Raw genomic sequence first — 22,043 nt, 5'->3', positions numbered from 1 at the left:
CTTCAAGGTGCCCATGTGAGGGCGGGTGCGTCAGGCCTGCGCGGGCTTGGACTCCGCGTCGGCCGGAGCGCTCTCGGGCGCCTGCTGCTCGGTGTCGGCCGGGGCCTCCGTCTTGGGGGTGGCCTGGGCCTCGGCCTCGGCGCGCACGCGCGACGTCTCCTCGGTGCGCTGGTCGCTGGCGGCGACCTCCTCGGGCGTCAGCTCCGTGCGGTCGGCGAGCATGCCCGTCTTCTTCTCCAGGTCCTTGATGGCCCGGCGAATCAGGTCGCGCTCCAGGAGCGTGCGGTTGAGGCGCTTCTCCAGGGCCTTGTACTTGTCGCGGCTCAGGTCCAGGTCGTGCTTGGTGGCGGCATAGACGCGCTGCTGCGTCTCGTTGCGGCCCTTCACCCGGCGCAGTTCCTTCTCCAGCTCCACCGCGCGGAGGCGGTCCTTGTTCGCCGCCTGCTCCAGCCGCTCCATCTTCTCGCGGTCGGCGTCAGTCAGCTCGCGGTAGCGGCGCTGGCCACGCTCCTGCGGCACCGTCTCCGTCGCCGTGGGCACCACCGGCACCACCGCGGCGATGACGGCCTCACCCTCCTGGGCGGGCGCGGCGACCTGCGTGGCGGGCGCGGCGATGGGGGCGGGCGCGGCCGGCGCGGGCTGCGGGCGGCGGCCCTTGGACTCCACCTCCGCCTTCAGCCGCTGGTTCTCCACCAGCGCGTGGGACAGCTCCTCACGGGTCCGCTCGAGCTGCGTGGAGGCGTTGCGCTCCACCTCGGCACGCGCCTTGGCCAGGTCCTGCGCGCTCTTGTCGGACTCCTTCTGCTCGTAGAGCTTGCGCTTGGCCTGCTTCAGCTGCTCCTTCACGTCCTGAAGTTGAGTGCGCTGCTCGTCCAGCTCCTTCTGCTTGCGCTGCAGCTCCGCCTCGGCCTTGGCACGCGCCTGGGTGTCCGTCACCAACTCGGCGCGGGGCGCCGACGACGACGTGGACGACGAGGGAAGCGCGGCGTGCTTGGGGCCGGCGAAGAGATTGAAATAGAGCGAGATGGCGAGCCCGACAGCAAGGGCGAGGACCAGGACCAGCACGGGAACGACCTCCACGGGGAAATGCAAAAAGCGGGGCAGCCTACCGTCAGCCCCCGGGGCGTCAAGGGTCCACTGCTGGACGTGCTTCGGTTCACTCCCTGCGTCGCCTTGGCCAGCGGCCCGGCGGGCGCCCGGGGCGCCGTCCGTCACCTCAGTACGCGTACTCCCAGCCGCCGCGCCCACCGGTGCGGGCTCCCAGGCGGGCGCCCATCTCCCTCAGCCGGCGGACCCGCTCGGGGATGGGCGGGTGGGTGGAGAACAGGGCCATGACTCCGCCATGGTGGAGCGGGTTGACGATGAAGAGGTGGGAGGTGGCGGGGGCCCTGTCGTAGGGAATGGCCTCCGCGCCGCGTTCCAGCTTCAGCAGGGCATTGGCGAGCGCGTCCGGGTCGCCCGCCAGCTCGGCGCCCGTCTGGTCCGCTCCGTACTCCCGTGAGCGGCTGACGGCGAGCTGGAGCAGCGTGGCGGCGATGGGGGCCACCAGCAGCAGGCCCAGGTTGGCGAAGGCGCTGCCCAGTCCGCCGCGCTCGTCGTTGTCGCCCCGGCTGAGCATGGAGCCGCCGAACCAGAAGAGCATCTGCGCGGCGTAGCTGATGATGCCGGCCAGGGTCGCCGCCACCGTGCCGATGAGGGTGTCCCGGTTGCGCACGTGCCCCAGTTCATGGGCCAGCACGCCCTCCAGCTCGCGCCGGTCGAGCAGCTCCATCAGCCCCGCCGTCACCGCGATGGCGGCGTGGCTCGGGTTGCGGCCCGTGGCGAACGCGTTGGGCGCCGCCGTGGGGAGGATGTAGACCTTGGGCTTCGGCATGCCCGCACGGGAGGCCAGCCGCGCCACCATGTCGTGCAGCCAGGGCGCCTGCTCGTAGGGCAACGGCTTGGCGCCGTGGATGGCCAAGGCAATCCGGTCGCTGAACCAGTAGGAGCCGAAGTTCATCACCACCGCGAAGAGGCCGGCGAAGAGCAGGCCCCGCGGGCCGCCCAAGCGGTCGCCGATGACGAGCACCAGGGCCGTGAGCCCGGCCAGCAGTACGGTGGTCTTGAGCGCATTGCCCAGCCGGTGCCAACCGCCGCCACCGTGGAGCGCTGGCCGGTCCGCACCAGCGCGGCCCGTGTCGTGGGAAGGGTGGAGCGCCATGGCCGTCTCGTTTCCGGGCCCCGTGCGGAGCCCTCTGGAAACGTAAACAAGCGTCAGGGCTCGGCAACGGCGGAGACGGCGCCTGGATGGCCGCCGCGCTTGCCCCGGAACCGCTCCCGGAACGGGCCACGAGGTGGGTTGCCCGCGCCCCAACGGCGATGCCACTTCCGGGGGAACAGGGAATGGGCGAGGAGCTCCCCCTCAGAGGGCGGCCGTGGAACGAACGTTCCGTCCACCGCCGGCCCCCCGGGGAAGCGGGGCAGGATGCCTGACTGCAACGGAGAGCCCGTTACCCAGCCCCTCGTCCCTCCCAAAAAGCACGCGCCTAGGGGCGCTCGGCCGTCGCGCTGCGCAGCGGAGAGCGCAAGCGGATGGGCGGTGACTCCGGGGCGGGGCGAATCCACCGCTTGGGCGCGAGGTTGTCCACCTCCCGGGCGAGGTCCACGTCGGGGTCCACCAGTAGCTCCGCGGGACGCCCGTTGAGGGACACGTGCGCTTCGGCGTGAACCTGCACCGGCCCCTTGCCCTGCGCCTCGAAGTCCCGGGCGATATGCCGCGCCAACTGGAGGATGAGGTCCGGCTGCACCGACATCTCCCGCTCCTGGAGGCGGGTGAGGTACTGGCTGGGCGCGACGTGCCACTCCCGGTCCGACGCCGGGTCGCGGACGATGAACGTCACGCTGCCGTTCTTCTCGCGCGCCATCACCCGCCACGAGAAGCGCATGCCCTGTTCGTGCCACAGGACGTTGCCACCGTAGAGGTGTGTGCGGAGGGGCACGGCGATTTGCACGACGGCGTAGGTCAGGGCCAGTCCGAGCGCCACCTGTCCCATCCAGCCGGGAGCGCTCAGGGCCAGCGTCGCGGGCATTGCAGGGGCGGCCGATTTCGCGACGGACGACCGGGCAAGGCGGGCGCGCAGTCCGCGGAACAGCCGCCGTGGCCAGGAGGCTTCGAAGAAGACCAGGGCCCCGGTGACCATGATGACGGGGAACATGCCAATGGGGAACAGCGCGGAGGTGGCCGCGTGGAACCCGAGCACCACCACATAGGCGAAGGGCCGCAGCTTCCGGGTGAGGAGGAAGGCGACGATGGTGGTGTCGAAGAGGAATCCCGACCAGGCCGCGACGTAGGCGACCCAGGGCTCGTCGAGCATGGGGCCGACGAGAGGGAGGCTCGTCCGAGCCGACAGCCAGATGCTGAGGGGCTGGGCATGGAGCAGCCAGTCACCGGTCAGCTTCGCCAGCCCCGCGAAGACGTACACCACCCCCACCTGGAATCGCAGCAGGAGCGTGCACCACGAGGGCAGCCAGTCACTGCGCAGCGCGGGCTTGCGCCAGGCATCCACCGAGAAGGCCCGGTGCGCCGGCACGAGGAGCATCAGCCCGAGGAGCAGGCTCACCAGGTAGTAGTGATTGAGGTAGTTGCTGACGTCCACGAGCTGGACGTAGGTGAAGGCGACGAACAGCAGGCCCACCGTCACGCGGTAGAAAAGGCCAACCGCCATGCAGAGCCCGAGCACCGCGAGCACCCCGAAGACGGCGTGCATCCACGGCGCCGGCAGCGCGGGCACCCAGCCGAAGCCCCAGTAGGTGAAGTGGAAGCGGGGGCCGGTGAACAGCACGTCCACCCAGCCGTAGGCGAGGAACCGGACCGCCGATACGAAGATGAGCAGTCCGAGCGCCACGCGGAACGCCACCAGCGCCGCGATGTCTCGCGGCGCCAGCAGCACCTGCCAGAGGCGCCCGGACGCGGGGCGCTTGCCGGACGCCACCTCAGTCATTGTCCCCCTCGACGGACTGGGGCAGCTCCAGGTCCAGAACGGTGACGAGCTCCGTCTTGAGCACGTCCGTCACGCCCTTGATGGCGTCGTACATTGTACGCATCGAGGCCTTGTCCTGAGCTAGGACCGCCGCCAGGTCTTCACCTGGAACGGCGTCGATGCCCGCCGCCGCCGCCGCGTTGCGCTCGCGCAGCTTCGCCGCCAGCGCGTCGGCGCCCGACGCCTCGAGCAGGTCGTCGAAGCCCGTGCCGGAGAAGTTCTCGCCACAGCCTTCCGTCATGCGCCGGTAGCCCACCAGGTTGGCCCGGATGTTCGCCTTCGAGCGCGCGGCGAACTGTGACTCCAGGTGTTCGGGGCACGTCGACGTGGAGCAGTCACGCAGCGCCAGCGGCCGTGCCACCTTGAGGTCCTTCACCTCGCGCTCGAAATAGAAGATGGCGTCGCTCACGGAGTTCAGCGCAGCTTGCGTGGAGGGATACACGGCATTGCCGGAGCCCGCCGTCGTCAGCGTCCTGCTGAAATTCTGCCCGTCCGGGGCCCACGCGTTCACCAGCGCGTCCGCGCGGCGGTGGACGTCGGCGGCCACCACTGCGGCGTACGCCCGCTTGCGCGCGGCCCGCTCGTCCGCGGACAGCGCCGCCCACGTGCCCTGGGACACGATGACGGAGGTGCCGGGGCAGGCGGTGTCGTTGCCCTCGAAGAAGAGCAGGTACTCCAGCGCGTACAGGCCGCGGCGGCTCACCAGCGAGCTGTCGAAGCTCGCCGACTCGTAGCCGCGGTTGACGATCTGCTCCTCGATGGCACACCGGCTGACCAGGGGCCACGAGTAGATGTTGTCACGAATCTCCGCGCCGCCCGGGAGGCTGCGGGGCGCGGCGGGACCGAACTGCATCACCTCCGCCACCTGCCACGCGTCCATGGCCTGGTGGTAGGCCGCGCGCGCGGCGTCTCGCGTGGTGGCATCCGGCGTGGCGGCGTGGGCCGCGACAGCGCTCTCCATCGCGGTGGCCACCGTCTGGAACTCACGTGCCGTCTGCAGCACACAAGCTCCGGATGCCTCCAGCAGCGCGGCGCGCGTCGCGGCCACCGTGTTGTCGGGATTGTCCGTGCCGGCGTCCGCCGGAGTCACCTTGTCCGACTTGCACGCGGACAGCGAGAGGAGGGCGGGCACCGCGAGCGCGATGGCGCGCGCACGCAGGACGTAGAGGGGGCGCGATGACTCGGTGTTCATGGCCGGGCTCGCTAACACGCCGATGTTGTTAATGACAATCAACTTCAAAGTTTGCCCGGAGAAACGTGTGGGTTCCCACAGGTTGGCTGTTGACCGGTCGCGGTCTTCCGGAGTACGAGGCGGACGCGAAGAAACTGATAACGATTATCGTTTGCAGTTCGACGAAATCCCGAGGAGGGGAAGACATCATGTTGAAGACGGTGAAGCACCGCAGCTTCCTGGTGCGTGGAGCCGCGCTGGCGCTCACGCTGGCGTGCATGACGGGTTGTGGCGACGACGACGAGCCCACGCCGACCCCGACGCCTGACGCGGGCACCAACACGGACGCTGGTACGGACGCGGGCACGAACCCGACGCCCGACGCGGGCACCGGCGCGCTGGACAGCGACATCGCGGTGGTCCGCTTCAACGAGGACGGTACGCACGACACGACGTTCGGTGCGGGCGGCATCACGCACGTGGACTTCGGCACCGGCCGCGACGGCACGCGTGACTCGCTGTGGGACGTGCGCGTGGACGCCACGGACCGCATCGTGCTGTTCGGCAACAAGCGCGGGGACGGCACGCGTGCGGACACCGACCGCGTGGTGGCCCGCCTGACGGCGACGGGCGCGCTGGACACGACGTTCGGCTCAGCCGGGACGCCCAACGGGTTCAGCGTCCTCAACCTGTCCAACCTGAACGACGGCATGCGCTACGGCTTCATCCAGCCGGACGGGAAGATCATGACGTCCGGCTACACGTCCATGCCCACGGGCGTGGGTGCGCAGGCGGCCAACCGCATCGTGCTGCAGCGCCTGAACGACAACGGCAAGGCGGACGATGCCTTCGGCTGGAAGGGCGTCGTGACGTCCGCGCCGTTCCAGGCCCAGAGCGAGACCAACCCCGAGTGGGGCATGGCCGAGGCCTACGCCGCGGGTATGCAGTCCAACGGCAGCTACGTGACGACCGGCTACGGCCGCTCCGCGTCCTCCGGCACGGTGGACCTGGTGTCCTTCCGCTACACCGCCACGGGCGCGCTCGACCCGACGTGGGGCACGGGTGGCTCCGTGGTGCTGGACCTGGCCGGTGACAATGACCGTGGCCGCAACCTGGTGGTCCTGAACGACGACCGCGTCCTGCACGTGGGCAGCGGCACGCCGAGCGCGCAGAACATCCAGGCCCTCCTCCTGATGCAGACGCCGGACGGCCAGCCGGACACGACCTTCGCGCCGGAAGGCTACAAGACCTACGGCTTGGAGCGCCCGGAGCAGGCCTTCTTCGGCGTGGCCAAGTCGGCGGACGGCAACTGGGCGGCCGCGGTGGGTTACCGCGCCGGCGGCAGCGGGAACGACGACGGCATCCTGGCCATCATCCCGACGAACGGCACGGCGGAGGAGGTCATCATCAAGGCCACGCCGATCTCCGCCACGGAGAACGACCGCTTCTGGTCCGTTGCCTTCGACGCGACCAACCGCATCTACGCGGCGGGCTTCGTGACCGAGGGTGGCGACAACCAGATGGTGGTGGCGCGATTCACCACCGATGGCAACCTCGACCCGACCTTCGGCACCGGCGGCATCGCGAAGATCAACGTCGCGACCGCGGCCACCGAGGAGTCCGCTCGCGGCATCGCCATCCAGACGGATGGAAAGATCGTCATCGGCGGTCCTATCGAGAAGCAGTAGTCGCTGGCGCAGTGTAGAAGCAGGAGCCGGGGAGGGTGGTCCGCGCGCGGGCGGGCCGCCATCCCCGGCTCCTGGCTTCTTGAGTCGTCGGACATCCCGGTCGAGACAAGGTCGAAACGCTTCAGATGGCACTGTTCGAGCAGAAGCTGATGTGGGCGCGGAGCTGGACACTTCCGGCGCTCTTGCTGGCATGGGCCTCCCCGGCCGCGGCGCAGTCCGAGCCGCCCCAGGACGCCGCCGCCGTGGTCCCCGAGCCGTCGCGGGAGCAGGTGGCACCCGAGCCGCCCCTGGCACCGGACACCGCCGCCGCTCCCGAGTCGCCTCCGGCCGAGCCGTTGGCACAGCCCGAGCCGTCCCTCATGGGCGACGCGCCGCTGGCCTCCGAAGTTCCCGCGAGCGAGCCGCTCGTCCTGGAGCCTGCGCCCGAGGCCGTCGAGAAGAAGTTCGAGAGCGTGGTGGTGGGTACGTCGGAGGCGCGCACCAGCGGCTCCATCCACGTGCTGAAGCCCGCGCAGCTCGAGCGTTTCGAGCGCGATGACCCGGCGGCCATCCTCCAGACGGTTCCCGGTGTGTATGCACGAGGCGAGGACGGCTTCGGCTTGCGGCCGAACGTGGGCCTGCGCGGCGTCAATCCGGACCGCAGCAAGAAGGTCACCCTGCTCGAGGACGGCATCCTCTTCGGCCCCGCGCCGTACTCCGCGCCGGCGGCCTATTACTTCCCGCTGGCCACGCGCATGCAGAGCATCCGCGTACTCAAGGGCCCTTCGGCCATCCAGCAGGGACCGCAGACGGTGGGCGGCTCCGTGGATTTCCTCACCCGAGACATCCCCGCGGCGGAGTCCATCTGGCTGGACGTGGCGGGGGGCGGGTACCTCTACGGCAAGGTCCATGGCGTCTTCGGCGCGAGCACCGAGCGTGCGGGCTTCCTGCTGGAAGGTCTCCACCTGCGCAGTGACGGCTTCAAGGAACTGGACACCGTGGGCGGTAACACGGGCTTCACCCGCAACGAGTGGATGGCCAAGGGCCGCTACCTGCTCGTTCCCGAGGGGCCCGTCCGCCAGACGCTCCAGGTCAAGCTGGGCTACTCCGACGAGGACGCCAACGAGACGTACCTGGGCTTGAGCGACGCGGACTTCGCCGCTGCGCCGCTGCGGCGCTACATCGCGAGCGCCCTGGACCACATGAAGTGGCACCGCACTCAGGTCGTTCTGAGCCACGAACTCGAGGCCGGCGGGCTGGCGGTGACGACATCCGTCTACCGGCATGACCTGAGCCGGGCCTGGAGGAAGGTGAACCGCTTTCGGGGCGCATCCATCGCCAGCGTGCTCGCGGACCCGACGAGCGCGCGCAACTCCATCTACTACGGCGTGCTTACCGGAACGGTCGACACGTCGTCGACCCAGGACGCGCTGCTCATCGGTCCCAATGATCGGACGTTCGTGTCTCAGGGCCTCCAGAGCATTGCCCGGTGGTCCGCCGTCACGGGGCCGCTGAGTCACAACGTCGAGCTCGGCGCCCGCTTCCACTACGACAGCATCGACCGCCTTCACACCGAGGATGCCTACCTCATGCAGGGCGGCCAGCTCGTGCGTACCAACGAGCCCACGTACACGACGGCCAACAACAGGGACTCCACGCACGCCGTTGCCCTGCACGCGACGGACGCCATTGCGTGGGGGCCCCTGGTGCTGACGCCGGGTGTCCGCCTGGAGATCATCCGTTCCAACTCCGTGAACCGGCTGGTGGGGACAGCGTCGAGCGGCGCGCTGGAAGTGCTCATGCCGGGCATGGGTGTCTACGGTGCGTTGACGCGAGAGTTGGGCCTGTTCGCGGGCGCCTATCGCGGCTTCTCGCCCCCCGCGCCCGGACAGCCCTCCGCGGTGCTTCCGGAGAAGAGCATCAACTACGAGGGCGGCGCGCGGTGGACACGCCGCGGAGAGCGTTTCGAGGCCTTGGGCTTCTTCAACGACTACTCGAACCTCACCGACATCTGCACGTTCTCCAGCGGATGCCTCAATGACGACCTCGACCGGCAGACGGATGCGGGCAAGGCGTTCATCTATGGCCTGGAGATCTTCGGCGAGAAGACCTTCCGTCCGGGTGGCGGCCTGACGTTCCCCGTCTCGCTGGCGTACACCTTCACCCGCACGCGGCTGCGCGAGGACTTCCAGTCCGCGGACCCGCAGTTCGGCAACGTGCGAGCGGGAGACGAACTGCCCTACGTTCCGCGGCACCAGATCTACGCCACCGCGGGCGTGGAGTCGTCCTGGGGCGGCCTGGCACTGAGCGCTTTCTACGTGGATGCCATGCGCGAGCGGGCGGGGCAGGGCGAGGCACCTCCAGGCGAGCTGACGGGCGCGCTGCTGACGTTCGACGTCAACGCGAACTGGAACTTCTCTCGCTGGGGGCAGTTGTACCTGAGCGCGCGCAACATCCTGGACGAGCAGGTCATCGTGTCGCGCCGCCCCTACGGAGCCCGGCCCAACGCGCCCCGGACCATCATCCTGGGCGCCAAGCTGTCCATCTGAAGCCCGGCCCCCACCGCGGGCGGCGTCTCGCTTCTAGAGGTAGAAGCGGTCCGTCACGCCCGCGGTGCGCTGCAGGATGGCGCTCCAGCCCAGCCACAGGGCGATGCCACTGGCATCCGCCCGCGCCTCCGCCCCCAGGGCTCCCAGCGAGCCCGTGCACCCGGCCAGCGTGAAGCGTCCTGAATCGGTCAGGTGTGTGAGGAGGGCGCGCAACGTGGGCATCCCACGCGACTCGAAGCGGTTGGTGACGTCATCGCGACCCATGAAGTCTGGGTCGTCGAGCGCCCCATCGAGGAAGCGCTCCAGGGCCCACCAGAAAAGGTAAACCTCCGCCTTGCGGCCAGACGCCACGGCAGCGGCGGCGATGGACAGGCCTTGATGCACGCGGTCGTAGTCGCCGCTGTGCAGGAAGACAACCACGTGGGTCGGGGTGGCGCTCACGCGGCGCTCATACCGCCCACAAGGCGCCAGCGTCCACCCACACGCCGAGACTGACCGCCCGGGCCCTTTGGCTTGCGCCTTGGCCGCCGTGCTTGCTAGGAAACCCCGGTCATTCGGGCACTTACGCGCCGTGGCACCTGGGCGGACCGGACTTCATCGAGATGGGCGACGACATCACAGCCAGACGCAAGGACGCGCATCTCGACCTTTGCGCGACGGGCGACGTCGAACCCAGCGGAAACAGCACCCTGCTGGAGTGCGTCAAGCTGGTCCACTGCGCGATGCCGGAGATGTCCGTGGAGGACGTGGACCTGTCCACGGCGTTCCTGGGCAAGCGGCTGCGCTACCCGCTGCTCGTCACCGGCATGACGGGTGGGACGGAGCGTGCGGGCGCGGTGAATCGCGACCTGGCGCTGCTCGCCGAGCGCCACGGCCTGGCCTTCGGTGTGGGCAGCCAGCGCGCCATGTCGGAGGACGCCTCGCGGGCCGCGTCCTTCCAGGTGCGGCAGGTGGCGCCCACGGTGGCGCTGCTGGGCAACATCGGCATGTTCCAGGCCATCCGGCTGGGCGTGGATGGAACGCGCCGGCTGGTGGACGGCATTGGCGCGGACGGGCTGGCGCTGCACCTCAACGCGGGCCAGGAGCTGACGCAGCCGGAAGGCGACCGGGACTTCCAGGGCGGCTACCGCGTGGTGGAGCTGCTGGTGAGGGCCTTTGGCGACCGGCTGCTGGTGAAGGAGACGGGCTGCGGCATCGGCCCGGACGTCGCGCGGCGGCTGGTGGACCTGGGCGTGCGGAACATCGACGTGTCCGGCCTTGGCGGGACGTCCTGGGTGCGCGTGGAACAACTTCGCGCGTCGGGCGTACAGGCACAGCTGGGAGCGGAATTCAGCGCGTGGGGCATTCCCACGGCGGCCGCGTTGGCCACCGTGCGCCGTGCCGTGGGCCCGGACGTCCACCTGGTGGCGAGCGGCGGCCTCCGCACGGGACTGGATGCCGCCAAGGTGCTGGCGCTGGGCGCGAACCTGGCAGGCATGGCGCTGCCGTTGTTCCGCGCGCAGCAGGCGGGCGGCCTCGAGGCGGCGGAGGCGGCGCTGGAGGTCATCCTGGCCAGCCTGCGGCAGGCGCTCGTCCTGACGGGTAGCAGAAGCTGCGCTGAACTGAGACAGCGGCCCCGAGTGGTCACCGGAGAGTTGAAGGATTGGTTGGCGGCGCTGTAGAGGGTGGCCGCGCCGAAGTCTGGAAGGAAGAACATGTCTGACACCGTGACGTCCCGGCTTCCCGGGTTCCACAAGCTGCCGATGGAGGAGCGCCACGCGCACCTCTCCCGCATGTTCCGGCTCACGCCCGAGGACCTGCAGCAGCTGCTGGGCTCGGAGGCGCTCCAGCCTGTCCTGGCGAACCAGATGATTGAGAACGCGGTGGGGACGTTCTCCCTGCCGCTGGGCCTGGGCCTCAACCTCCAGGTCAACGGGCGGGACTACCTGGTGCCCATGGCGGTGGAGGAGCCGTCCGTCGTGGCGGCGGTGTCCTTCGCGGCGAAGATCGTCCGGGAGTCGGGCGGGTTCATCGGCGAGGCCGACCCGTCGCTGATGATTGGCCAGGTGCAGGTGTCGCGCTACGGCGACCCGACGGTGGCCACCGAGCGCATCCTGGAGCACAAGGAGCAGATTCTCGCGCTGGCCAACAGCTTCCACCCGGCCATGGTGGCGCGTGGCGGCGGGGCGAAGGACGTCGAGGTTCGCGTGCTGCCGGCCCCCGAGGGACCGCGCGGCGAGCCGTTGCTCATCGTCCACCTCATCATCGACGCCCAGGAGGCGATGGGGGCCAACCTCATCAACACCATGGCGGAGGGCGTGGCGCCGCTCATCGAGCAGATCACCGACGGCAAGGTGTACCTACGCATCCTCTCCAACCTGGCGGACCGCCGTCTGGCGCGCGCCATGTGCCGTATCCCCATCCCGCTGCTGGCGGACTTTGAGATGCCGGCCGAGGAGATCGCCGAGGGCATCGCCCAGGCAAGCCGCTTCGCGGAGGCGGACCCGTACCGCGCGGCCACGCACAACAAGGGTGTGATGAACGGCATTGACGCGGTGGCCATCGCCACGGGGCAGGACTGGCGCGCCATTGAAGCGGGCGCGCACGCGTTCGCCTGCCGCAATGGGCAGTACCGGCCGCTGTCCACCTGGTACCTGGAAGAGGGCCACCTGGTGGGCCGCATCGAGCTGCCCATGGCGCTGGGGACGGTGGGCGGGCCCATCAAGATCCACCCGGGCGTGCAGATGGCGCTCAAGCTGATGCAGACCACGTCGGTGCGAGAGCTCGCCATGGTGTTCGCGGCGGTGGGCCTGGCGCAGAACTTCGCGGCGCTCCGGGCGCTGGGCAGCGTGGGCATCCAGAAGGGCCACATGGCGATGCACGCGCGCTGCGTGGCGGTGACGGCGGGCGCGCGGGGCGACTGGGTGGAGAAGATCGCCAACCTGCTGGTGAAGGCGGGCCACGTGAAGGTGGAGAAGGCCCGCGAGCTCCTGGCCAGCCTCCCCGCCGAGGATGCCGCGGCCGCGACCGGCACCACGGTCTGACGCCGTGGCTCCTCGTCCTGAATCCTGGTCGGCCTTTGGCGCCGGCAAGGTCATCCTGTTGGGTGAGCACAGCGTCGTGTATGGGCACCCGGCCCTGGCCGGTCCGTTGTCGCAGGGCGTGACGGCGCGCGCCGTGCCCGCGAAGGCGTGTCAACTCGCGTTGCCCTCCACGCTCAGCCGCCCGCAGCGGGCGCAGCTCACGGCGGCGTTCGCCCGTGCAGCGGCGGTGACGGGCGCGCCGCCGGTGAAGGTGTCGCTGGAGGCGGACCTGCCGCTGGCGGTGGGCTTGGGAAGCTCGGCGGCGCTGTCGGTGGCGTGCGCGCGGTTGCTTCTCCAGGCGGCGGGGAAGGTGGCCACGCCGAAGGACGCGGCGCGCGTGGCGTGGGCGATGGAGCAGGAGTTCCACGGCACGCCGTCCGGGGTGGACCACACCACGAGCGCGGCGGAGCAGCTGGTCCTCTATCGGCGCAAGCCGGGGGCCGCCAAGGGGACGGGGCAGGTGGTGGAGTGCCCCAAGCCCTTGCACGTGGTGGTGACGCTCGCGGGTGAGCGCAGCCCCACGAAGAAGACGGTGGGCGCGCTGCGGGAGCGGCAGGCTCGCTGGCCGTCGCGCTACGAGCGCCTGTTCACGGAGATTGGACGGGTGTCCTCGGAGGGCGCGAAGGCGGTGGCGGCGGGAGATTTGGAGGCACTGGGCGACGCGATGAACGTCAACCAGGGCCTGCTCGCTGCGCTAGGCCTGTCGTCGCCGCAGTTGGAAGAGATGATCTACCGGTTGCGGGAGCTGGGGGCGCTGGGTGCCAAGCTGACCGGGGCCGGTGGAGATGGTGGGGCCGTCATTGGCCTGTTCCTGGAGCCCAAGCCCGTGGTGACGAAGCTCACCCGGATGGGCGTGCGCTGCTTCAGCAGCCAGCTCGCGGGTCCGCGGGCGTCGTGAGTCTTCCCATGAAAGCCACAGCTCTGGCGCATCCCAACATCGCCCTGGTGAAGTACTGGGGGAAGCGGGACGACGCGCTGATTCTTCCGCACCAGTCCAGCCTGTCCCTCACGCTGTCGCCGTTGTCGGTGACGACCACGGTGGAGTTCGGCGCCGCGAGCGACCAGGTGGAGCTCAACGGGCACACCGCGAAGGGCAGCGAGCGCGACCGCGTGTTGCGGCTGCTGGAGTTGGTGCGTGCCCAGGCGAAGGCCGACCTGGGCCCCGCGAAGGTGGTGTCGCGCGGGGACTTCCCCATGGCGGCCGGGTTGGCCAGCAGCGCGGCGGGCTTCGCGGCGTTGGCGGTGGCGGGGCGCGCTGCGGCGGGTCTGCCCGCGGAGCCACGCGCGGCGAGCATCCTGGCGCGCATGGGCAGCGGCTCGGCGTGTCGGAGCGTGCAGGGTGGGTTCTGCGAGTGGCAGCGCGGCGAGCGTCCGGATGGTGAGGACAGCTTCGCGGTGCAGCGCTTCGACGCGGCCCACTGGCCGGACGTTCGCATGGTGGTGGCGATTCTCGACCGCGGCGAGAAAGAGGTGAAGTCGCGGGACGGGATGAAGCACACGGTGGACACCAGCCCGTACTACCCGGCGTGGGTGAAGGACGCGGAGGCGGAGGTGGTCCAGGTGCGCGAGCACATCGCCCGGCGTGACCTGCAGGCCCTGGGTGAGCTGTGTGAGCGGAACGCGTGGCGGATGCACGCGACGTCCTTCGCCGCGAATCCGCCGCTGAGCTACATGAGCCCTGGCACGCTGGCGCTCATCCAGCACCTGAAGGAGCAGCGCAAGAAGGGCATCCCGGTGTGGTTCACGCTGGACGCGGGGCCGAACCCGGTGCTGCTGACGGACGCCGCGCACGAGGTGGCCGCGGAGGCGTTGGCCCGCGCGTGCGGCGCGGTGGATGTGATTCGCTGCGTGCCCGGTGGTGACGCGGAGCTGAAGGCGGAGCACCTCTTCTGATGGAGCGCGCCCTCTCCGCGCCGGGCAAGCTGTTCCTCTCCGGGGAGTACGCCGTGCTGTGGGGCGGCGTGGCGCGCCTGGCCGCGGTGGCGCCACGCACCGCCGCGTATGTCCGCCGCCGCGCGGATGCCCGCGTGCACGTGTGCCTGGAAGAGGGGACGCTGGCGGGGAGCACCACGCCGCTGGGGGTGCGCTGGGAGCGTGAAGTCCCGGCGGGGTTCGCCTTCGTTGCGCGGGCGCTGGACGAGGCGCTGCGGGCACATGGCCGCGCGAGTCAGGGTTTCGACCTGGCGGTGGCGCCGTCCGCGGTGGGCCCGAACGGGCAGAAGCTGGGCATGGGCGGCAGTGCGTGCGCGACGGTGCTGGCGGCGGAAGGCGCGCGCTATGTGCTGGAGGAGCGTTACGACGCGCTGAAGCTGGCGCTGCTGGCGCACACGCTGGGGCAGGGCGGCAAGGGCAGTGGCGGGGACGTGGCGACGAGCTTCGCCGGAGGCGTGCTGCGCTACCGGCGCTACGACGTGGCGCCGCTGATTGAGGCGAGCAACGCCGGGCGACTGCGCGCGGCGCTGGCAGAGTCGCCGTCGGTGGACGTGTGGCGGCTGCCTTCGCCTCGGGTGTCCATGGCGTATGCCTTCACCGGCGAGAGCGCCTCGACGCGGGTGTTGATTGGCCAGGTGGAAGCGCGTCTGGAGGAGTCAGGCCGCCGGAGCTTCGTGGCGCGCTCGGACACACTGGGCCATGCGATTGAGGATGGGCTGAGCGGCGGAGACTTCCGGGCCTTCGCGGAGGCCGTGAAGGCGCAGCACGCGCTGCTGTTGGAGCTGGGGCCGCTTGAGACGGAAGGCATGCGCCGGGTGCTGGCACTGGCCGCGACCTACGGTGCGGCGGGCAAGCTGTCCGGGGCGGGCGGTGGCGACGGCTGCATCCTGTTCGCGCCGGATGCCCAGGTTCGGGCGGAGATGTGCAAGGGATTGGAAGCCCGAGGCTTCCACACGCTCCTCCTGGATGCCGAACCCGGCGTGCGTGGCGAGGCTCAGGTGGCTCCCCGGCTGCGGACCTGGGTCGACGCTCTAACCTGAGCGCGCCTCTTCAGTGACCCGCCGGCTCTGGCCATCTGCCTTGCAGCCCAAGGTGGGAACAGTTGACTTGGCGGTGAAGATGCTCGGCGCGGACGACCACTTTGTTATTGGGGGCTGAGCTGGCAAGGGTCTTGTTGTCGTGAAATGGAGACCCCCAGGAATAGGATGCCTGGACGAGTTGCCTTGAAGGAGGCCTACTCCACCCGGGAGCCGGCCGATATGCGGTGGACGCGCCCGCGGCTGGTGAAAAATCCTCCCCTACTGAGCCGCCTTTGGCGCCTCCGGACGCCTGAGCGGGCAAATCCTCTGTGAGGATGCAGGAGTTGGCCGGACTTGGGTGACTCACGGGGAGTGAATGAGTACTTTCGAGGGTGCGCGAGCGCTTGATGAGATTGCAAGACGGTGGGCGCTGCACGACGGGAGGATTCTATCGATAGCGGCGCGTGTCGCAGAGCGCGGCGGTGTGCTACTGGAACTCGTGTGCTCCCCACGGCCGGACAGCCCCGTGTCAGAGTTGCGCATCCGCTTTACGGGTGCGACTCGGATCGACTTCCGATGGTCTGAGGAACAGGAGTTCTATTTCGTTTCTGGGTACAAGGCGCTCGTTCAGCCGTCGGGCATGGTCTATCTCTCCCTCGACCCATACAACGATACAGTCGCGGCGATCGATCCGAGGGATACCAGCGTCATCGAGGCGCGCGAGATCCTCGCTGAGTTCGTGATGAAGGCTTCTTGGCCCGGGTGAGAGACGTGGGATGATTGGCAATGATTTGCAGTGCTTCAGCAAATGCCTTGCTCTTTCTGCCGGACATGGCAGGGCTGGGTCGACGCCCCAGGGAGAATCATATTCTCAGCACCTGATGGTTGTGGTGCTCGGCGTGTAAAGCTCTTCGCATTGTGAGTCGTAATTCGCGGGCAAACGCGTAAAGCCATTCGCACCAGGAGAGCGCCAGCCACGTAACCCACTAACAATCCAGTCCCGATGGCACACCCATGGATTGGTCCATTGATTGAGTTACGACAGTCCTTCCATTGCACATGCTGTGCAGTGGTACGCAGCCAAGGGCTGCGCGGTGGGGGCGTATGCCAAAGCTGTCAATTGCTCTCGTGATGCTGTGCGGAGCACTCGTGTCAGGATGCAATGGAGGAGAAGAGGAGCCGCCCACCTCCGAGCAGTCGGGCGGCCCCGATATCGCGGCGTCCGTCGAGTCCTCGGGCCAAGCGGTCGTCTCTCCGGCCCTCGATGTGGCGCTCTCCTGTGTCGAGACGTACGTCACTGCGATTGGGCGCACTGGAGTGAGATGTGGGCGACGTGCGAGACCTTCGAGCACCCGGAGCTCGAGGATGGTGTCTTCCTTGACGCGGTGCAGTCTGATGGCTGCATGGCGGCCAATTGGTCCACGCTGCGCGCACAGCCGATGGCGGCCATCCAAAACGACATCCGAAATCTGCGCGACTTCTACTCAATCGCGTCTCGGAACCAGGTGGACCTGGAGCTCATCGGTTCGCAGGCGGTGCATGTGACGACCGCCGATTGCGGAAAGGCCAAACGGTAGGCCATCCAGAAGTCCAATTCGAACGCGTTCATGACCGTGTATGTGCTGCCCAGCGGGATGTGCAGATCCCCGCATTTCGCGGGGCGGCGCATCTACATGAAAGGAAATCTGTTCCGGGACTACGCCCACGAGGCGGGGCACGTTCTCGGTCTCGCGCATGGCGACCGGCGAGCCCCTGTAACCGGCAAGCAAGACACCTCTGGCGACACGAGCCCGTACATGGGCATCAGTCCGTCAGGCAACTACAGCCTCCCGCAACTCCACTGGTTGGGGTGGACCACGAAGGAGGAACTCGTCCAGGTCAACTCGGCCATCGACAACGGTGGCTCCATTGACGTCACGCTCCGCCCCATGGGCACCAACGCCGACAGCACCGGCGGTCTCCTGCTGGGCGCCGTCTGGGAAGATCCCAGCACCGGGCGGCGACTGTTCATCTCCGTGCCGAAGCCGCGCACCAACAACTCGAACCAGATTGAGGGAGGCACGGTGTTCGTGCACCGCAGCGCCAAGGGCGTGGGCTGCACGGGCGCATGCATGGGGGCGCTTCAGATGGCGTGGTTCAGCGTCAAATCCAACACCGAGCATGATGCGTTCGGAATCTTCATCAAGCCGGTGAGCTACACCAGCCGCTTCATCCAGGAAGGCGGACAGCGCATCGAGGTGTTCACCTCCGTCACGCTGCGCATCAGGCGGTAGGGGAAGTCCGTGACTGAAGCCGGTGCGTGCTGAGCACCAGCGCCCCGCTCTCGCGGATGCAGACGAGGTTTTCCGAAGACGACGAGGCTGCCGGGCCTTGAGAAATCCAATGCCTCACGGGCTCAACAACCTCGCCGCTGACGGAGCTCCCTGAAGCGCGTCAGCGCGAGCGCTTCGATGAGGTGCCGCACATCTCGTTGAGCGCGTCCATCACGGCCGCTCGCAGCTCCTCGATGATGGTGTCGAGGAACGGCCGCCCCTGGAGGTCTTCGGTAATCCAGGGGTCCATGATGACGGAGCGCAGCACGGTGATGCGGCCCTCCTCGCCACGTCCCGAGGCCGCACCACTCCCCAACAAGCGCGTCTTGTAGTCGTCGAAGAACTTCTTGCCGTAGTCCTCCTCGATGAAGTCCGTGGTGCTCACCAGCAGCCGGTAGCCGTAGATGTCACGGCCATCGGCTTTGACACCCAGGCGCTCGTAGATCATGCGGTTGAAGGTGTTTGCCTCCTCCAGGCTCGTGTTGAGTCCCTGCTCGGTCTTGAAGTTGAAGGCGTAGGTGAGGATGTTGAGGTCCGCGCCCGTTTCGCGCAGCAGCTCCAGTTCCTCCTCACCCGAGGCGCTAAGGAGCTGCTCCTGACGCATGCCCTGGATTTGCTGACGCAGGAACTCCAGCGCCTGCTTCTCTCCGCCGTACTTGCGCTTGAGGGAATCGGAGAGCTTGAAGCGCGGTCCCGGTACCACGACGAAGTCGCTCGCCACGGTGTTCATCGTCAGTAGCCGGGCATGGAAGAGCTTGCAGTTGTAGAGCGCCCTTCCGAGGATTTTCCCATAGCCACGCTGGTCGGGTGGCACGACGGCATGACTGAGGTACACGCCTGCCGCCGCGGCACCGGGCTTGGAGCCCTCGATGCCGTACTTGCCCACGGTGAGGTCCTCCTGGCTCCCCGCTGTGTTGATGTAGGGCGCCTCGAAGGCCACCAGGCTGCGCATGGACTGATTGCGGTAGCACAGCGCCCCGGCGGGGTAGGGCAGGTAGCCCGTCTTGTGTGGGTCCACGGTGATGGTGTCCGCCTCCGGGAGGGACTCGAACTGCTCCGTGACATAGCGGCTCAGTGGCAGCACGGGGGCGGGCGGCCCCGCGAGGCGCTTGTTTGGACTCGGCGGCGCGCGGAGGAGTGAGGCGAAGTACCCGCCCCAGGCCGCGTCGGCGTGCACGCAGAACGACATCCCCTGCGGATGGTACTTCTGCCGGCGAAGCGCCAGCACGGACGCGAGCGGGTCCACCAGCCCTTCCTCCGTCGTCCCCATCACCGCCGTCACCGCGATGACGGGCTGCTTGTCCTTCAAGCATTGGTCCAGCCGCGCCTCCAGGGCCGACATGTCCATGCGCCCCTCTTCATCCAGAGGAATGCTGAACATGTGGTCCGCGCCGATGCCCAGAATCGCCGCCGCCTTGGGCAGCGAGTAGTGCTTCGAGCCGGGGACCATGAACACGGGCGCCGGGAGGTCTCCCAGGTAGCGGCGGGTGAACTCCACGAGCCCTAAATCCTGGAGCATGTAGTTGCTCACGTTCGCCGTCAGGGTCTCCGGCGGGATTTTGAACTCCTCATGGATGCGGGTGGGGAGGCCCAGCACCTCGTCCACATCCAGGTTCAACGCTTGCCACACATCCAGGTCAACCAGACGTGCCTGGGTTCCCGAGGGCAGCGTTACCTTGAGGGCCTTCGCGGCGGAAAGCGTGGACTCCCGCTGAAGGGCCTCGCGCAGGGACAGGGGATAGAACTTCAAGTTTCGCGCGGCCCACATCGCCTCGATGTTGGCGGTGGTGCCACCGCTGGTCAGATGGCTCCAGGGCCGGATGCCGTTCTGCTGGGTATAGCCCACCATCCGGCACAGGTCCTCGCCAGCCCGGACCTCCAGCACCGTCGTCAGCGGTGAGGCCTCCAGCGCGACGTTGTTCTGATTGTAGAGCATGGCCGCGAAGTAGCCGGCCATGCCCGGGAGCGTCTGCTCCCACGTCATGTGGCCCTGGTAGCGCATGCTGAAGAACGGCGCGGACTTCTTCAACTCGGCCAGGAGGTTGTCGAACTCGGTGTGCAGTGTGTCGAGCGCCCGGAGGTAGCCCGGGTCTCTCTTGATGCTCTGGGTGATGGCCGGTGGGTCCATCGGGTGGAAGTTCCGGCGCCAGAAGGAGTGGTCTCTCAGGGCCTCCAGCACCAGTTGCTCGAAGATGTCCGCGTTCTCCGCGCGGGAGCCCAGGAACCAGGCCTCGACGTCCCGCTCGTTCTCGAGCGGGGCCTCCCTGCTGCGGGTTGATTCCCACAGCAGCTCTCTGTGCGCGAGTTGGTTGGTCTTCAGGCGCTCGCGCAAAGCTTGCTTCAATCCATCAAGGGCATGACTGGAGTAGTCCGGCTGGGACTTGTGGGCCATGTGGGGCTCCTTGCGGCGGGGACGGACCATGGCCGGACGCGGGGAACGTACCCAGCCACGGGGCGCCCAGATATACATGATGCGTTCTCAATCCCTCTTGATGTGTTGCGATGGTGTCTGTAGATGACAGTTTCCTGCCCTTCAGGGTCGCCAGGCCGCAATTGCGCTCATTGGGAACGTCTGGCCGGTCATGGCCAGAAATCCGCGCGCTTCGATGACTGCCAACCGTCATTGCTGGAACGGCTGCTAGCCAGATGCAATGACTCTACGTGCATCTTTCCGTGCGCCGACTTCTGGCGCAGCGCACATTTCGTCGAACGGACGCTGATGGCGTACGGGGCATGGGGGCTCCGTGTGTCAAGTTGTCTTCTTTTCGAATCATGGATGCCCGCGTGCCGCAGCTCGAATTAGGTCCAGGTTCATGCTGAAATTCGTTCAAAGATGCTTGCGGACTTTCGATAAATACTGGTAGTTCCTGGAATGTTTGCTGCTCGACATTCCAGGTTCTCAACTCCAGCAGGGGCCTCCCTCCATGCAGGTCATTCTCACTCACGTGCGACGGAAGCTCTTCGGCGTGCTGCTCTGTTCCCTTTCAGTGGCGTGCGTGCAGGACTCTGGCCCCATGACAAAGGGAGGCGACACGTCCGCCCCCACGGACGCGCTGCGGCAGCGCGTGGTTTACGGCGTTGATGACCGCAAGGACTATTACGCGCACTCCGATGCGACTCTGAAGAAGTTCACCCGGGAATCGACCGTGGCGTTGGTGGACGTCGCGGACCTCGACACGAGCAACCCCTCGAGCATCGGCTTCTTCTCGCAGACGCTACAGGAAGCCCAGGGCCTTTGTTCCGACCAGAGGTTCTTGAATGACCCGACGGCTGCTTTTTGTTCAGGCACGCTCATTGATAACGACCTGGTGCTCACGGCGGGCCACTGTGTGAAGGGGCCGCTGTCGTGTGCATCCACGCGCTTCGTCTTCAAATATTACCGAACGGGAGCGACCACCCTGGAGCCGGTGACGTCGGAAGACGTCTTCAGGTGCAGTCGCGTCGTCGTGCGCAACGCATCCACGGTGGGTGGCCGTCAGTTGGACTATGCCATCGTCCAGTTGGACCGCCCTGTCAGTGCATTGCGTGCTGTTCCAGCACCTGTTCGCATGGACAGCGTGGCGCTGTCGACGACGACCCAGTTGGCTGTGATCGGCTCGGGTAGCGGCATCCCCTTCAAGATTGATTCGGGGGGCAAGGTGCTTGCCTCGCGTGCTTCCACGTTGGACTTTTTCTTCGGCGACACGGATACCTTCGGAGGCAACTCAGGGTCGGGCGTCTATGCGAAAATCGACGGCAGCTATTTGCTGGCTGGTATCCTCGTGCGTGGCAACAAGGACTACGTCAAGCGCGTCGGACCGGCGGGCGAATGCTATGCCGTCAATGTCGTCACGTCCATTGGTAGTTGCACGGATGCCAATTGCAACGCTGAATCCATCAACTACGTGCGGCCCGCCATCGATGCGTATTGCGCTGTGGCGACCAACACGCGGCTGTGTCCTGCTCAAGGGCCAGCGACACCGGTGACGTTTGATTTCGCGACCAGCGGCACCAACAATGCGACGCGTAACACTGTCGCCCAGAACGTCTCGTTGTCGGCGGGAGAGACCCTCTATGTGGGGACCGCCATGGTGATGTACGCCACCGCCAGGGGGGACACGTACTTGCACCTGGATCGATACGAGACCAGCACCAATACGTATACCGGGGTCGCGAGCAACGACGATGCCTATGACAGCCTCTCCCACATCCGGTACACGGCGAAGGTCGCGGGTACGTACCGGATTCGCGTTGGCTGTGCTCGGGACAGCGCCTGTGCTGGCAGGGTGTCGTATTTCATCCGTTAGGGGTTGAGCAGCAGGTGTGTGTCCAT

At 67.8% G+C, this 22,043-nt stretch carries 17 protein-coding genes; 11 read left to right on the top strand and 6 right to left on the bottom strand.

Annotation, left to right across the window (positions count from 1 at the left end; translation table 11 throughout):
* Positions 1-30: 30 nt before the first annotated feature.
* The 4 genes from BHS09_RS25815 to BHS09_RS25800 form a co-directional block, all read right to left on the bottom strand.
* Positions 31-1,065: a coiled-coil domain-containing protein gene (locus tag BHS09_RS25815; protein WP_140794151.1), complete on the bottom strand. Its 1,035-nt coding sequence runs from the start codon at positions 1,063-1,065 to the stop codon at positions 31-33.
* 151 nt (positions 1,066-1,216) lie between these two features.
* A complete protein-coding gene (locus BHS09_RS25810; RefSeq protein WP_140794149.1) occupies positions 1,217-2,200 on the bottom strand; it encodes a zinc metalloprotease HtpX in 984 nt (327 codons plus the stop codon).
* Between the two features lie 325 nt (positions 2,201-2,525).
* Positions 2,526-3,980 (bottom strand): HTTM domain-containing protein, encoded by a 1,455-nt coding sequence (locus BHS09_RS25805; protein WP_140799396.1) that lies wholly within the window; start codon positions 3,978-3,980, stop codon positions 2,526-2,528.
* Entirely contained in the window at positions 3,973-5,211 is a 1,239-nt protein-coding gene (locus tag BHS09_RS25800) for an imelysin family protein (protein WP_174260087.1), read from the bottom strand. Before BHS09_RS25800 ends, BHS09_RS25805 begins: the two co-directional genes overlap by 8 nt.
* 188 nt (positions 5,212-5,399) lie before the next feature.
* Here BHS09_RS25800 and BHS09_RS25795 point away from each other — a divergent pair, with 188 nt between their 5' ends.
* Both BHS09_RS25795 and BHS09_RS25790 read left to right on the top strand, forming a co-directional pair.
* Positions 5,400-6,878, top strand: a complete 1,479-nt coding sequence (locus BHS09_RS25795; RefSeq protein WP_140799395.1) for an NHL repeat-containing protein — start codon at positions 5,400-5,402, stop codon at positions 6,876-6,878.
* 125 nt (positions 6,879-7,003) lie between these two features.
* On the top strand, positions 7,004-9,406 hold the full coding sequence (locus BHS09_RS25790) for a TonB-dependent receptor domain-containing protein (RefSeq protein ID WP_174260590.1): 2,403 nt from the start codon (positions 7,004-7,006) through the stop codon (positions 9,404-9,406).
* A 33-nt stretch (positions 9,407-9,439) separates the two neighbouring features.
* Here the strand turns inward: BHS09_RS25790 and BHS09_RS25785 are convergent, their stop codons facing one another.
* Positions 9,440-9,826 (bottom strand): hypothetical protein, encoded by a 387-nt coding sequence (locus tag BHS09_RS25785; RefSeq protein WP_011554998.1) that lies wholly within the window; start codon positions 9,824-9,826, stop codon positions 9,440-9,442.
* A 182-nt stretch (positions 9,827-10,008) separates the two neighbouring features.
* Between BHS09_RS25785 and fni the strand changes: the two genes are divergently transcribed.
* From fni to BHS09_RS39520, 8 genes are all read left to right on the top strand, one after another.
* Complete coding sequence (fni, locus tag BHS09_RS25780; RefSeq protein ID WP_140799394.1) at positions 10,009-11,067, top strand: type 2 isopentenyl-diphosphate Delta-isomerase; 1,059 nt, start codon at positions 10,009-10,011, stop codon at positions 11,065-11,067.
* A gap of 33 nt (positions 11,068-11,100) precedes the next feature.
* Positions 11,101-12,429 (top strand): hydroxymethylglutaryl-CoA reductase, degradative, encoded by a 1,329-nt coding sequence (locus tag BHS09_RS25775; RefSeq protein ID WP_140799393.1) that lies wholly within the window; start codon positions 11,101-11,103, stop codon positions 12,427-12,429.
* A 4-nt stretch (positions 12,430-12,433) separates the two neighbouring features.
* On the top strand, positions 12,434-13,366 hold the full coding sequence (gene mvk / locus BHS09_RS25770; protein ID WP_140799392.1) for a mevalonate kinase: 933 nt from the start codon (positions 12,434-12,436) through the stop codon (positions 13,364-13,366).
* Between the two features lie 8 nt (positions 13,367-13,374).
* On the top strand, positions 13,375-14,361 hold the full coding sequence (gene mvaD, locus BHS09_RS25765) for a diphosphomevalonate decarboxylase (RefSeq protein ID WP_140794131.1): 987 nt from the start codon (positions 13,375-13,377) through the stop codon (positions 14,359-14,361).
* Positions 14,361-15,440: a mevalonate kinase family protein gene (locus BHS09_RS25760; protein WP_140799391.1), complete on the top strand. Its 1,080-nt coding sequence runs from the start codon at positions 14,361-14,363 to the stop codon at positions 15,438-15,440. The genes mvaD and BHS09_RS25760 overlap by 1 nt, the downstream gene beginning before the upstream one ends.
* A gap of 355 nt (positions 15,441-15,795) precedes the next feature.
* Positions 15,796-16,185, top strand: a complete 390-nt coding sequence (locus BHS09_RS25755; RefSeq protein WP_140794127.1) for a hypothetical protein — start codon at positions 15,796-15,798, stop codon at positions 16,183-16,185.
* A 556-nt stretch (positions 16,186-16,741) separates the two neighbouring features.
* Entirely contained in the window at positions 16,742-16,996 is a 255-nt protein-coding gene (locus tag BHS09_RS39525; RefSeq protein ID WP_237079826.1) for a hypothetical protein, read from the top strand.
* 96 nt (positions 16,997-17,092) lie between these two features.
* Entirely contained in the window at positions 17,093-17,692 is a 600-nt protein-coding gene (locus BHS09_RS39520; RefSeq protein ID WP_237079825.1) for a hypothetical protein, read from the top strand.
* 160 nt (positions 17,693-17,852) lie between these two features.
* Here BHS09_RS39520 and BHS09_RS25745 read toward each other — a convergent pair whose 3' ends face one another.
* Complete coding sequence (locus tag BHS09_RS25745) at positions 17,853-20,123, bottom strand: pyridoxal phosphate-dependent decarboxylase family protein (RefSeq protein WP_237079824.1); 2,271 nt, start codon at positions 20,121-20,123, stop codon at positions 17,853-17,855.
* Positions 20,124-20,655: 532 nt separating this feature from the next.
* Between BHS09_RS25745 and BHS09_RS25740 the strand changes: the two genes are divergently transcribed.
* Positions 20,656-22,017 carry a trypsin-like serine peptidase gene (locus BHS09_RS25740; protein WP_237079823.1) on the top strand — a complete coding sequence of 454 codons (1,362 nt, stop codon included), beginning with the start codon at positions 20,656-20,658 and terminating at the stop codon, positions 22,015-22,017.
* Positions 22,018-22,043: the final 26 nt, after the last annotated feature.

The sequence above is a fragment of the Myxococcus xanthus genome, assembly GCF_006402735.1.
In the GTDB taxonomy this organism is placed as follows: domain Bacteria; phylum Myxococcota; class Myxococcia; order Myxococcales; family Myxococcaceae; genus Myxococcus; species Myxococcus xanthus_A.
Note: the sequence above shows the minus strand (reverse complement) of the source record. Positions and strands in the feature narration are given on the sequence as shown.